9 protein-coding genes are annotated in these 13,598 nt (G+C 68.1%); 5 read left to right on the top strand and 4 right to left on the bottom strand.

Annotation, left to right across the window (positions count from 1 at the left end):
* Window positions 1-50: 50 nt before the first annotated feature.
* From ACFZDK_RS23365 to ACFZDK_RS23350, 4 genes are all read left to right on the top strand, one after another.
* Entirely contained in the window at window positions 51-3,005 is a 2,955-nt protein-coding gene (locus tag ACFZDK_RS23365) for a helicase-related protein (RefSeq protein WP_390975208.1), read from the top strand.
* Window positions 3,005-7,027, top strand: coding sequence for an Eco57I restriction-modification methylase domain-containing protein (locus ACFZDK_RS23360; RefSeq protein WP_390975207.1), 4,023 nt, complete (start codon window positions 3,005-3,007; stop codon window positions 7,025-7,027). Before ACFZDK_RS23365 ends, ACFZDK_RS23360 begins: the two co-directional genes overlap by 1 nt.
* 33 nt (window positions 7,028-7,060) lie before the next feature.
* On the top strand, window positions 7,061-8,212 hold the full coding sequence (locus ACFZDK_RS23355) for an EcsC family protein (protein WP_390975205.1): 1,152 nt from the start codon (window positions 7,061-7,063) through the stop codon (window positions 8,210-8,212).
* Window positions 8,213-8,549: 337 nt separating this feature from the next.
* Complete coding sequence (locus ACFZDK_RS23350; protein WP_390975203.1) at window positions 8,550-10,196, top strand: coiled-coil domain-containing protein; 1,647 nt, start codon at window positions 8,550-8,552, stop codon at window positions 10,194-10,196.
* A 15-nt stretch (window positions 10,197-10,211) separates the two neighbouring features.
* Here ACFZDK_RS23350 and ACFZDK_RS23345 read toward each other — a convergent pair whose 3' ends face one another.
* Both ACFZDK_RS23345 and ACFZDK_RS23340 read right to left on the bottom strand, forming a co-directional pair.
* A complete protein-coding gene (locus tag ACFZDK_RS23345; RefSeq protein WP_390975200.1) occupies window positions 10,212-10,406 on the bottom strand; it encodes a DUF397 domain-containing protein in 195 nt (64 codons plus the stop codon).
* Window positions 10,403-11,278 carry a Scr1 family TA system antitoxin-like transcriptional regulator gene (locus tag ACFZDK_RS23340; RefSeq protein WP_390975199.1) on the bottom strand — a complete coding sequence of 292 codons (876 nt, stop codon included), beginning with the start codon at window positions 11,276-11,278 and terminating at the stop codon, window positions 10,403-10,405. Before ACFZDK_RS23340 ends, ACFZDK_RS23345 begins: the two co-directional genes overlap by 4 nt.
* Before the next feature lie 175 nt (window positions 11,279-11,453).
* On the opposite strand from ACFZDK_RS23340, the gene ACFZDK_RS23335 reads away from it, so the two are divergent.
* Window positions 11,454-11,921 (top strand): ATP-binding protein, encoded by a 468-nt coding sequence (locus ACFZDK_RS23335; RefSeq protein WP_390975197.1) that lies wholly within the window; start codon window positions 11,454-11,456, stop codon window positions 11,919-11,921.
* A gap of 120 nt (window positions 11,922-12,041) precedes the next feature.
* Here ACFZDK_RS23335 and ACFZDK_RS23330 read toward each other — a convergent pair whose 3' ends face one another.
* Window positions 12,042-12,473, bottom strand: a complete 432-nt coding sequence (locus tag ACFZDK_RS23330) for a hypothetical protein (RefSeq protein WP_390975195.1) — start codon at window positions 12,471-12,473, stop codon at window positions 12,042-12,044.
* A 264-nt stretch (window positions 12,474-12,737) separates the two neighbouring features.
* Window positions 12,738-13,592: a Scr1 family TA system antitoxin-like transcriptional regulator gene (locus tag ACFZDK_RS23325; protein ID WP_390975193.1), complete on the bottom strand. Its 855-nt coding sequence runs from the start codon at window positions 13,590-13,592 to the stop codon at window positions 12,738-12,740.
* Window positions 13,593-13,598 lie beyond the last annotated feature (6 nt).

Raw genomic sequence — 13,598 nt, 5'->3', positions numbered from 1 at the left:
ACCGACGACGACCGCCCGCTGACCGCCACCAAGAGGATTTGAAGATCGCTATGGCATTCACGTACTCCGCCGGATCCCTGGTGAAGGCCCGTGGCCGCGAGTGGGTGGTACTCCCCGAGAGCGAGCCCGACCTGCTCGTCCTGCGCCCGCTCGGCGGCTCGGACGACGACATCGCGGCCGTGCTCCCGTTCGAGCCCGTCGAGGAGGCCCGCTTCGCCCCGCCCGAGCCCGCCGACCGCGGCGACCAGCGGGCGGCCGGCCTGCTGCGTACGGCACTGCGGGTCGGCTTCCGCTCGGGCGCGGGCCCGTTCCGCTCGCTGGCGGGCATCGCGGTCGTACCGCGCGCGTACCAGCTGGTGCCGCTGCTGATGGCCCTGCGCCAGAAGACGGTCCGCATGCTGATCTCGGACGACGTCGGTATCGGCAAGACCATCGAGGCGGGCCTCATCGCGAGCGAGATGCTGGCGCAGGGCGAGGCGAGCGGCCTGGCCGTGCTCTGCTCCCCGGCCCTGGCCGAGCAGTGGCAGCAGGAGCTGCGCAGCAAGTTCGGCATCGACGCGGAGCTGGTGCTGTCCTCGACGGTGTCGCGCCTGGAGCGGGGCCTGGACCTGGGCCAGTCCCTGTTCGACAGGTACCCGAACGTGATCGTGTCGACGGACTTCATCAAGTCCACCCGCCACCGCGACGACTTCGTACGCCACTGCCCGGACCTCGTGATCGTCGACGAGGCACACACGTGCGTGGCGGCCGACGACACCTCGGCGAGCGCGCAGAGCCAGTTGCGGTACGAACTGCTGCGCCGGGTGGCGGCGGACGCCGAGCGTCACCTGCTGCTGGTGACGGCGACCCCGCACAGCGGCAAGGAGTCGGCGTTCCGGAACCTCCTCGGGCTGGTCAAGCCGGACCTGGCGCACGTGAACCTGGAGTCGGAGTCGGGCAGGAAGCTGCTCGCCCAGCACTTCGTGGCGCGCAAGCGGGCGGACGTACGCCAGTACCTCACGAAGGAGGACGGCCTGGCGGACGACTCCCTCGCCGAGCGCACCGCGTTCCCCTCGGACCGCTTCTTCAAGGACGAGACGTACAAGCTGTCCCCCGAGTACCGGGCCCTGCTGGACGACGCGATCGCCTACGCGAGCGAGCGCGTCGAGCAGGCGGGCGGGCAGGGCAAGCGTGAGGCCCGTATCGCCTGGTGGTCGGCGATCGCCCTGCTGCGCTCACTGGTGTCGTCCCCGGCGGCTGCCGCTCAGACCCTCACGACCCGTTCGGCGGCGGCGATCGCGGCATCGGCGGAGGAGGCCGACAAGCTGGGCGCCCCGTTGAACAGCGACGCTGCCGACAGTGACGCCATGGAGGGCATGGACGTCGCGCCGGGCGCGGAGACGGACGAGGGACCGGTGAAGTCGCAGCTGGCCGAACTTGCGCAACTGGCCGAGCAGTTGAAGGGTCCGGAGAAGGACCTCAAGCTGAAGGCGCTCATCAAGCACCTCAAGGCGCTGCTGGCCGACGGCTACAACCCGATCGTCTTCTGCCGCTACATCCCGACGGCCAAGTACCTGGGGGAGCAGCTCGCGAACGACCCGGAGACGAAGAAGCGCGGCCCCCTGGGCGCGAAGACGGTCGTCAAGGCGGTCACCGGCGAGCTGTCGCCGCAGCAACGCATCGAGCGGATCGAGGCGCTGGCGGCGGAGGCCGGCGAGGACGCGGCGGCCCGCCGGGTCCTGATCGCCACGGACTGCCTCTCGGAGGGCGTCAACCTCCAGCACTACTTCGACGCCGTCGTCCACTACGACCTGGCCTGGAACCCGACCCGCCACGACCAGCGTGAGGGCCGCGTCGACCGCTACGGCCAGCGCCGCGACGAGGTCCGGGTCATCACCCTCTACGGCGACGACAACGGCATCGACGGCAAGGTCCTGGAGGTGCTGATCAAGAAGCACCGCCAGATCAAGAAGGACCTCGGCATCTCGGTCTCCGTCCCCGACGAGCTGTCGACGGGCGTGACGGACGCGATCGTCGAGTGGCTGCTGATGCGCGGCCGGGAGAACGAGGACGCGCTGTTCAGCGCGGACGCCTTCAAGGTGAGCACGGCGAAGCTGGACAGCGACTGGAACTCGGCGGCGGAACGCGAGCGGCAGTCCCGCTCCCGGTTCGCCCAGCGTTCCATCCACCCGGAGGAGGTGGCCCGCGAGGTCGCGTCGATCCGGGAGGCGCTGGGCGGGGCGGGCGAGATCCGGACGTTCGTACGGGAGGCGCTGGGCGCGCTGGGAGGGGTGCTGCGGGGCGCCGACGGCGGTGGCCGCGAGTCCGGGGACTTCACCGCCCAGGTCGGCGGCACCCCGGCGGGCCTGCGGGACGCCCTGGCGCCGGTGGTGGGGGCGGAGGTCGTGGAGAAGGACCGCGAGATCCCGTTCCGCGGCAACCCGGCGGTGGCGCGCGGTGAGGCGGCCCTGGTCCGCACGGACCCGGTGGTGGGCGCGCTCGCGTCCCATGTGCTCAACGCCGCGTTGGACACCCAGGCGGAGGGCGCCCGCCCGGCCCGCCGCTGCGGTGTGATCACGACGGACGCGGTGAGCACGAGGACGACACTGCTGCTGGTCCGCTACCGCTTCCACCTCACGCTGCCGTCGCGGAGCGGGGAACGGCAGCTGGTGGCGGAGGACGCCCGCCTGCTGGCCTTCGAGGGCGCGCCGAAGAACGGGGCGTGGCTGACGCCTGAACAGGCGGCCGCCCTCCTGGAGGCGACGGCGTCGGAGAACACCGACCCGCACTTCGGGGAGCGCACGACGACGCGGATTCTCGGCCAACTGCCTGACGTCAACGGCTATCTGGAGACGTACGGCGACGAGCTCGCCGCCGAACTGGACGCGGCCCACCGCCGCGTGCGGGCCGCCTCCGGCGAGATCGTCCGGGGTCTGTCGGTCACCGCCCAGAAGCCCGCCGACATCCTCGGCGCCTACGTCTACCTGCCCGCCGCCGCTTCTGTTTCGGTTGGAGTGTCCGCCTGATGTCCGCCACCACCCGCAACCAGGTGTTCACCGCCGTCCACACGGTCGGGGGGCTGCTGCCGGCCGACATGCTGGTACGGATCTCCGAGGGCAAGGACGTCCCCGGTTCCAAGCCCGCCGACTACGGTCTGCCGTCGTCCCGTTCGGTGCGCGACGAGGCCGAACGCAGCTGGGAGTATCTCAAGCCGCTGTGGCGCGACGTCCGCAAGCGCCTGCCGGAGGACCGGGAGACGGGCGTCCCGGCGAGCGACCCCACCGGGCTCGCGGAGAACGACTGGCTGACCCCGCTCTGGCGAGAACTGGGCTTCGGCCGCCTGACGCACATCGGCCCGGCGGGCATCACCGCCGACTCCGACGCGGAGAAGAAGTTCCCGGTCTCCCACCGCTGGCACCACGCCCTGATCCACCAGACGGCATGGAACGCCGAGCTGGACAAGCGACCGGGCGGCGCCGGCACGGTCCCGCCGCAGTCGATGCTCCAGGAGTGCCTGAACCGCACCGAGGCCCACCTGTGGGGCGTCCTGACCAACGGCCGCCAGGTCCGCCTGCTGCGCGACTCCAGCGCGCTCGCCACCGCGTCGTACGTCGAGTTCGACCTCGAAGCGATCTTCGACGGCGAGCTGTTCAGCGAGTTCGTGCTGCTGTACCGGCTGCTGCACGCCTCGCGGTTCGAGGTGGCGGAGGGGGCGGCGCCGTCGTCCTGCTGGCTGGAAAAATGGCGCACGGAGGCCATCGCCTCGGGCACGCGCGCCCTGGACCAGCTCCGCAAGGGCGTCCAGAAGGCGATCACCGCGCTGGGCACCGGCTTCCTGCGGCACCCGGAGAACACGGCGCTGCGGGAGGACGTCCGCCCGAAGGCGCTCCAAGCCGCCCTGCTGCGCATGGTGTACCGCCTGCTCTTCGTCTTCGTCGCTGAGGACCGTGACGCACTGCTGTCGCCGGGGGCGGACGGTATTGCGCGCGAGAGGTATGAGACGTACTTCTCGTCGGCGAGGCTGCGGGCGCATGCGCGCAAGCGCCGGGGCACGGCGCACGGTGACCTGTACGAGGCCCTGCGGATCGTCCTCACGGCACTCGGCGACGAGAAGGGCCGCCCCGAGCTGGGCCTGCCTGGCCTCGGCGGCCTGTTCAACGACACGGAGGCGGACGCCCCGCTGCGCGACCTGAAGCTCTCGAACGAGGCACTGTTGACGGCCGTACGGCACCTCTCCCAGGTCCGCGACGGCAGCTCGGGCCGCTGGCGGGCGGTGGACTACCGGCACTTGGACGCGGAGGAGCTGGGGTCGGTATACGAGTCGCTGCTGGAGCTGGAGCCGAAGTACAGTGCGGCGAACCGGACGTTCGAGCTGGTTGAGGTCGCGGGCAACACTCGTAAGACAACGGGCAGTTACTACACGCCGTCCTCACTCATCGAATGCCTGCTGAACTCCACGCTGGACCCGGTGATAAAGGGTGCCGTCCAGCGCGGTGAGGAGGCGGCGGCGCGATCGGGCGCCGCCGATCCGGCCGAGGCCATCGTCGACGAGTTGCTCTCCCTGACGGTCTGCGACCCGGCCTGCGGCTCCGGACACTTCCTTGTGGCGGCGGCCCGTAGGATCGCCAAGCAGGTCGCGGCGGTCCGGGAACGCAACCCGGAGCCCACACTGGACGCGGTGCGCCACGCCCTGCACGAGGTCGTCGCCCGCTGCATCTACGGCGTCGACCTCAACCCCATGGCCGTGGACCTGGCCAAGGTGTCGCTGTGGCTGGAGGCCCTGGAGCCGGGCAAGCCGCTGAGCTTCCTGGACGCTCATGTGAAGCACGGCAATGGTCTGATCGGTACGACTCCAGCGCTGCTGAAAAACGGCATCCCGGACGCCGCCTTCAAGCCGATTGAGGGGGACGACAAGAAGATCGCGAAGTCCCTGGAGAAGCAGAACAAGCTGGAACGCGGCGGCCAGCGCGGCCTGTTCGACCTGGGCGGAGAGACAAGAGTCGCCAACACGGCCTTCGCCGAGGGCCTGCGGCGTATTACGGGAGCCTCCTCCGACAGCCTGGCCGATGTACGAGAGCAGGAGGCCGCGTACCAGAACTGGTCCCATTCAGCGGAGTACGTGCACGCCTTGCATGTGGCGGACGCATGGTGCTCAGCGTTCGTGTGGCACAAGACGGCAGACGCCCCACTCGCGCTCACGGAGGAAGTCTTCCGCAATCTCCAGGACCCGTTCAGCGACGCGGCGCCGCGTTCCACGCACGACGAGGTCGTGCGCCTCCGGAACCTGTATCGGTTCTTCCACTGGCATCTGGAGTTCCCGGAAGTTTTTTCAGTTCCGGAAACGGGTCAGGGTATCCAGGAAGCAACCGGCTGGGCAGGTGGATTCGACTGCATCCTGGGAAACCCTCCGTGGGAGCGAATCAAGCTCCTGGAGCAGGAATTTTTCGCGCAACGTGACGTCGAGATCACCAAAGCCAAGAACGCCAATGAACGCCGGAAACTGATCGAGAAGTTGCCGCTCTCGAATCCGGAACTGGCACGCGAATTCGCCGACGAAAAGCGCCGAGGGGACGGCGAGGCACACTTCATTCGCAGTTCCGGGAAGTATAAGCTGACCGGAATTGGAACCGTGAACACTTATGCAGCCTTCTCAGAAAGTAACCGTAACCTCATTGGCTCGCGTGGCCGGATGGGCGTAATTGTCCCGACAGGCATCGCAACCGACGCGACGACGCAGCATTTCTTCAGCGATCTGGTACGGAGCGGCTCGCTTGCGGCACTGTACGACTTTGAGAATGCGGCACCTCTGTTCCCAGGCGTCCACCGCTCGTTCAAATTCTGCATCCTCGCACTAACAGGGGCATCCCAGAGAGAATCTGCTGCACGCTTTGCCTTCTTCATGCATGACCCGTCGGAATTGAACGACGAAAACAAGGCCTTCACTCTCACACCCGAGGAGATCCGCCTCCTCAATCCCAATAGTGGAACTTGCCCCGTGTTCCGCAGCCGTCGCGATGCCGAAGTGACGCTGGATATTTACCGCCGCCTCCCTGTCCTCATCCTTTCCGAGAGCGCCGCAGGCAACCCTTGGAAACTCCATTTGGGTCGAATGTTCCACATGTCGGACGACTCCGGATCGTTCCATGTGCACGAAGAGCTGAATTCTGGCTGGGATAGGCAAGGCGCCAGGTTCAGCAGTGCAGGCGCAACATTGCTACCTGTTTACGAGGCCAAGATGCTTCATCAGTTTGACCATCGATGGGCAACCTATGAGTCCGACGGCAGCACCCGTGATGTCAATCTGACCGAAAAGGAATGCGCACCGTTCTCCCCCACGCCGCGCTACTGGATCGACGAGCGGAAAATTCGCGACAAGCTGCCCCCTGCACAGTGGGACAGGGATTGGCTGGTCGCCGTACGCAAAATCTGCCGTTCAACCGATGAGCGCACACTCATTGCTGCTGCGTTTCCACGCTTCGGCCTAGGCGATTCAGCGAACCTAATGCTTCCCGGGGTACCAGCCAACGCACCAGCCTTGCTCGCGTGCTCCTCTTCCTTCGCGATGGACTATGTGCTGCGACAGAAGAACGGTGGCACAAATTTGACGTTCTTCCTGCTGGAACAGTTGCCTGCTCCCGTTCCGGAAAAGTTGGCCTTTCATGCTTCCTTTATCGTGCCTCGTGTTCTCGAACTCACCTACACTGCGGACGACATGCAACCGTTCGCTAGAGATGTTGGTGACACCAGCAACCCCTTCCAGTGGAACGATGCTCGCCGCCAAGGGATTCGCGCCGAACTCGATGCCCTCTTCTTCCACCTCTACGGCATCTCCCGCGAAGACGTCGACTACATCCTCGACACCTTCCCCATCGTCCGCCGCAAGGACGAGGCCAAGTACGGCACGTACCGCACCAAGGAACTGATCCTCGCCGAGTACGACCGCATGGCCGCCGCCGGCCTCACCCTGGAGACCCCGCTCGTCGAAGGCGAGAACTACACCTCCACCCTCACCCCGCCCCCCGGCCACGGCCCCCGCCACCCCGCCTGACAGCTCGCCCCAGAGACAGGAGCGCCACGGACCATGAGCGACCCGCAGTACCCACAGCAGCCCGATCGGCTTCCCTCGGACTACGAGCTTGAGAAATGGCGTGCCATCCAGCAGTTCAAGGGCCGCCCGCTGTCACGGGCGATGAGTAACGCCGGCGAGCATGTGGCCAACGGCGTCGCGGGGCTCGGCAAGCGTGCCGCGAAGCAACTGGAGAAGCACCCGCGGGCCCAATCGGCGGTTTCACGTGGGCAGGAATTCGTCGCCAAAAGCGCTCAGAAGGTCGGCGCCGGGGCGCGCGGGGCCGCCGATGCTCTGCCGGACTGGAGCGGCACTGCTGTGCAGTCCATACGCCGGACGGTGGGACGAGTCTCGCGAGCGGGACTCTCCTCCAAGCGGGTGGTAGCGCTCCACCAGAAGCGCGGGCACGACGTCGCGTCGCTCTCTGACCTGCGCCGCCTCGACCTCCAGCAGATCGACGCCGTCCGTGGACGGGGAGCGAGCTGGTACTACCCGGCCGCGGCTGCGCTCTCGGGAGCGAGTGCGGGACTTGTGATCTCCGGAGGAGAGCTCGTCATCGTCGCCTCGGCCGGCGCCGCGGCAGCCCCTTCGGGAGGCGCGATCGCAGGCGCTTTCGCCGCCGATACCGCTGCCGTCCTCGGACTCGCGTCCCGCGCCGTCGGCCAGGTCTCGCTGTTCCACGGCTACGACCCCGAAGAGCCTGCCGAGAAGCTCTTCGTGATGTCTGTCGTCAACGTCGGAACAGCAAGTTCGGCCACCGCCAAGAACGCCGCGATGGCCGATATCTCGCGGCTGACCCAAGCACTCTTCCGCGGCAAGACGTGGGAAGTCCTCAGCGAGTCGGTCGTCACAAAGGTCTCCCAGCAGTTCGCCAAGGCGTTCGGCTTCCGTCTCACCAAGAAAGGCCTCGGCAAGGCCGTCCCCGCATTCGGAATAGCCGTGGGAAGCGCCCTCAACTGGGCCACTCTGGAGGGGATCGTCGACGCCGCCGAGATGGCGTACCGGCGGCGGTTCCTCCTGGAGAAGTACCCGCATCTCGCCGACGAGGAGGCAGCCGGATCCTTCCCCGACATCAGCCCGGACGGCCCGGATGTCCCGGACGACGCCGACGAGGAGATCAGTCTGCTCGACGAGATAGCCGAGGCGGGCGGACCCGACCTCCACTGACCCGGTGTCCTGGCGGTGAACGTCATCACGCGACCGCCGGGACGGACGCGGCTCTGGCCCCACCGCGAACCCCACGAACCGCGCCCACTCCTCACACTTCAGTAGGGACAAGGCCGAGTCCGGCGCCTACCGCACGAAGGAACTGAACGTCGCCGAGCACGACGGCATGGCCGCCGTCGGCGTCACCCTGGCGACCCCGCTCGCCGCAGGCGAGGACTACACCTTCACCCTCACTCCCAGGCCACGTCCCCGCCACCCCGAAAGCCCATCCACATCCCCTCTAAGAGACAACCGGGCGGCCGGTCAGCGTTGACCGGCCACGTCGAAGGGACAGCCGATGGAACCCCGCGGCTACCGCATGGTCATATCGACCCCGCAGGACTACGTCACCACCTCCGCCCTCACCGAACGCCAGCTTTACGCCTGGCTGGAACAGAAGCGCTACGACACGTCCGCGCTGGACGAGGGCCGCAACGACATAGCCGTGAACGTCACGCTCGACCGTGACTCGGCGTCAGGCCTTCGTGGCGCCTACACCCGCTGGCGCATGCGCGAGACTCCGTCCCCGCAAGTCGGGACCTGGCAGTCCACGCTCACCATCCGCCGGGATCATCGGGACACCGAGGAGCGCACCTGGCTTCAGGTCGACATCGAGCACATGCCGACGTCCCCCGACAGGTCTCCGACCCGCGCCAACACGCCCGGTATCGCACGCCTCCTCCTCGATTCCCTCGACGCCAGGGACGGCCTCGCCGAGGTGAAGGCAAAGCCCACCTTCATCGAGCCGGAGGACGTCCAGGAGGTCATCGAAGAACTCTGCGATGAGCAGCGCCGCCTCCCCGTCGTCGTCGCCACCGTCCCTTACGGCGCCAACGCCGACACCTACGCCGAGACCACAGTGGAGACCGCCTGCAAGTACCTCCCCGGCCTCGCCATCCTCTACGTCCTCTCGCCCGAGGCCCAGCCCGCCTTCAACAGAGCTCTCGAGTTCCACCCGGTGTTCGGCGGTGGCATCCGTACCTACCTCCCTGGCCTAGACCCCGCCTGGAAGCCGGACGCCCAACGCCACCCGGTCATGTCACGGCGAACCCTTGAGGCGGACGTACACCGTGCCGCAAAGACCCTCGCCGTCCTCCCCCAACGCCTTGCACTGCGACAGCAGTTGCCCGGCGTCCTCGCATCGTTGCCCATCCAGCGAACCAGACCGCGCCAGCAAGCCCACGGCTCCGACGTCGACAAGCTGACCGTCGAGAACAAGACTCTCAACGCGCTCCTTGAGGAGGCCGAGCAGATCGAGGCGACCCGAACCCAGGAGATCAGCGGACTCAACGCGGACCTAGAGAAGGCGGACCGTGCCGCAGATGAACTCCGTGGCGAGAACGAGGAGTTGTACGAGCAGTTCCAGGCCGTCCAGCGCCGCGTCCGCTTCCTGCAGGAACAGCTCAGGGATGCCGGCGAGTTCGGAGCCGCCAACGCCGAGCCCCCGGCTCCCGACATCGTCTACCCGGAAACCTTCTCCGACCTGCTCGACCGCCTCGGCGAACTCCCGCACCTCTCCTTCACCGGCAAGCAGAAGATCACCCGCGACCTCGACAGCCAGTCCGTGGACAACTGGCTCCACGTCGCCTGGGACGCTCTCCTCGCCCTGAACCACTTCGCCAAGGCCTCAGCGGACGGCACCGCAGGCGGCGACTTCCTCAGCTGGTGCAAGAGCGAGAAGTCACACGCCTACCCGTTCCCGGCGGCCAAGGTCGCGATGCGAGAGTCGGACACCGTCGCCCGCAAGGACAAGCTCCGCCGGGAACGCATGCTTCCCGTACCCAAGTCGGTGGACCCCGCCGGTGAGGTCTTCATGCAGGCGCACCTGCGCATCGGCTCGGGCAACACCATCGCCCCGCGCCTGCACTTCTACGACGACGGACCGGAGACAGGCCTGGTGTACGTGGGGTACCTTGGCCCGCACCTGCGCAACACCCTGACTTGACGGGCACGGTAGAGATCAGGCCTCGGTCACGAAACCCACGAATGCCACGAACTCCGTCCAGTGATCTCGCCCCACCGCGAAGTGCGGGCGAGTCACGTCCTTGGAGTCCCGGACGCATATGGCTTGCTCGGTGACGGCGATCTCAATGCAGTCGTCACCCGAACTGCCGCTGTAGCTGGACTTGAACCAGACGAGTTCCGTCGTGCTCATAGCTCTCCTCGAAGTCGCTCCAGCAGACCTCGCGAGTCCTTGGGGTTGAGGGCCTGCGAGCGCAGTGTGTCATAGCGCTGTTGGAGGACGCGCACCTCTTTGCGGTCGGAGATCAGCCGACCGTTCTCCTGCCCTTCGGAGTACGCCAGCCGTCGCCCTTCCGGCGTCTCCAACAGCCGTACTGGACCGTCCATGCAGGCATGGAACTCGGTCTCGGTCGGCATGACTTGGAGCATCACATTGGGGGGTGCCGTCAGCTCCAGCACGAGGTCCAACTGCCCCCGCAGTACGTCACGCCCCCCCAGCCTGCGCCGGAAGACGGACTCCTCCACGATGAAGTGAAACGGCACCGTCGGACGGTCGTGCAGCATCCGCTGCCGCTCCAGTCGCGCCTCGATCTGGGCCTCCGTCTGCTCCTCGGTCAGCAGCGGCAGCCGGTTCTCGAACAGGGCCCGCGCGTACCCCTCCGACTGCAACAACCCCGGCACCAACCGGCACTCGTACGTGTACAGGCTCACCGCTACCCGCTCCAGCCGGGCCCACTGCCGGAACCAAGCCGCCAGCCCCACATCCCCCCGCCCCCGCGTCACGTACTTCGACGACTTCCGTAACGCCCCCGTGTTCCCCAGCAGCTCTTCGGACCGCTCGACATACGCCTCGTCGGCCAGCCGTCGCCCCAACTCCACTGAGGCCACAGTGTGTTTGGAGTACCGCACCAGCCCCGCGAACTCGGCCCTGCTGTACCCCGCGTGCTCGCGCAGCGCCTGGGCCACCGCCCCGAACGTCCGCAGACTGTCCGAGGGGTCGGGCTCACGATCTGGCTCACCGCCGGCTGGCTCCCCGTCGGCCATGATGTCGATGCCGCCCGTCATACGCGGCCACCTCCCGTTCCGTACACGCACCATGCACTGTCCGTCGCCCCACGCTCGACGGCACCCAGCGTGACGGAAAACCCCGCGTACCGTCCACAGAATGTGCCCGTACGCTGACGCACCGTACGGGCGTCACTCCTGGAACGCGCCCCCTCGCGCCCGCCACGGTGGCCCCATGAGCGCAACCCTTCCCCAACCACCCGGCACCGTGACCACGTTCGCCGAGCTCCTGTCCTCCACCCGCCGAGGAGCCCGCCTCGCCCGCCTCCTCGCCACCACCCAGCTCCGCGCCTGGGACCTGTCACCCGACGTGACCGAGCGGGCCGAGCAGATCGTCGCCGAACTCGCCGCCAACGCAGCCCTGCACGGCCGCGTCCAGGGCCGCGACTTCCGCCTCGCCCTCACCCTCGACACCACGACCGGCCTCCTCCGCATCGCGGTCACCGACGCCAAGGGCGGGCAACTCCCCGTCGTGCCAACCGACTCGGCGACCGACAGCGAGACCGGCCGCGGTCTGCTCATGGTCAGCGCGCTGGCCGACCGCTGGGGCACCGAACCGCATCCGCCGGGCGGTAAGACCGTCTGGGCCACCCTCCCGACCAGCAGGACCACCGGGACGGGCGACGCCCCGCGCCGCGGATGACCTCGCCGCCTCACATCCTCCTGTCGAAGGGACCGGCAGGCTCTCCCGAGCCTCGTCCGGGCATGGTGTGTCGTGACCGACCTGAGGAGCCGGCCCGCCCGTACGGCGCGTGTCCCCCGCTCAGGTCGACACCGGCGGCCAGCGGTACTGCTCGACCGTCTCGGCGTAGGGGCGCAACAGCGGCCCCAGTTCCGCACGTACCAGGTCGGCGTCGCCCGACGGCAGGGTCAGTGACGCCCGCCGCAAGCGGACGCTCCATGTGGCGGGGTCGGGGAAGACCGACAGCCTGGGCACCAGCTCGCGCAGGACCAGTCCGTCCCGGAACCGGGCGAGGCCGGACACCGCCAGGCGGCAGCCCTCCGTGAAGGATCGCTCTCCGAAGACGACCGGCTCCTCCAGGACCCGCACGGAACTGGCCACCGTGGCCCGGCCGACGACACGTCCCAGGTCACGCGTCGGGTTACCGAAGCGGCCCCGTGTGGTGTAGAGGAAGATCTCGTCACCCTCCTCCAGCGCACGGGCCGCCTTGGAACGACCGGCCGGAAAGGCCATGCGCTGCTCGGTCAGAACCCAGCTCAGGGCGGCGCGGTCTCCGATGATCAGCAGGTGCGTGGACGCATAGCGATCACGATAGCCGGGGTCTGACCGCTCAGTGCGGCAACGGATGTCCTGTGTGCACCGGGTGCTTCGGGTAGCGGACCGTGGCGGCGGGACTCGATCAGGTCCCGGCGGCGGTCAACGCGTCGATGTCGGCGGTCAGCGCATGCCCCCAGCACCACCGTGACGGCCGGTCTGGGGGCTTCCGCGCGACCGGGTTCAGCTCAGGGCGTCGATGGCCTTCACGATCAGGGCCCGCGCATCAGCCCCGTACGCGGCCAGTTCCGTGAGCCGGGCGAACGCCCGCAAGTAGATGTCGAGTTCGCCCGGCGCCGTGACGGTCACCTTCGCGGCGAGCAACTCCACGTGGATCCGCGAGTCGTCGAACACCGTGAACTGCTCCAGCGGCCACATGACCGCTTCCCGCGAGGCCGCGGCCGGGATGATGCCGAGCGACATGGACGGCAGGGACATCGCGGCCAGCAGGTGGCCGAGCTGGCCGGCCATCACGTCCTGATCGCCGACCCGATGATGGAGGACGTTCTCCTCGACCAGGGTCGCGAACCGGTGGTCTCCCTCGTGGATGACGCGCGCGCGGCGCATGCGGACCTCGACCGCGGCGGCCACGTCGTCCGGCGTACCGCGGAAGTCCGCGATCGTGCGCATCAGCGCCGTCGCGTAGCCGGGTGTCTGCAGATAGCCGGGCACGACGTGGGAGGCGTACACGCGGAACTGGCGGGTGCGCTCGTACAGTTTGGCCGAGGTCTCCGCCAACTGCTTCATGCCCGTCCGCTGGAGCCGCTTCCACTGCAGGTACATGGAGTCGGCCTGCCGGTTGGCCGCGATGAGGTCGTCCGCCTGGTCGTGCGCGCCGCAGGCCGCACACCACGCGCGGACGTCGGCGTCGGCCGGAGCGGTGACGGCGTTCTCGATCCTCGAAGACTTGGCGACGGACCAGCCCGCGAGACGGGCGAGTTCCTTGCTGGTGATGCCAGCGTCCAGGCGCAGCTCCCGCAGCCGGGCCGCGAGAGCTGCGCGTGCTTCCTGCACGCTGGGCGTGGGGAATGTGGACATGGACGG

It is taken from the genome of Streptomyces sp. NPDC007901 (genome assembly GCF_042959465.1).
Taxonomy (GTDB): domain Bacteria; phylum Actinomycetota; class Actinomycetes; order Streptomycetales; family Streptomycetaceae; genus Streptomyces.
The sequence above is the reverse complement of the archived record's forward strand: the minus strand, read 5'-3'. Positions and strand labels throughout refer to the sequence as shown.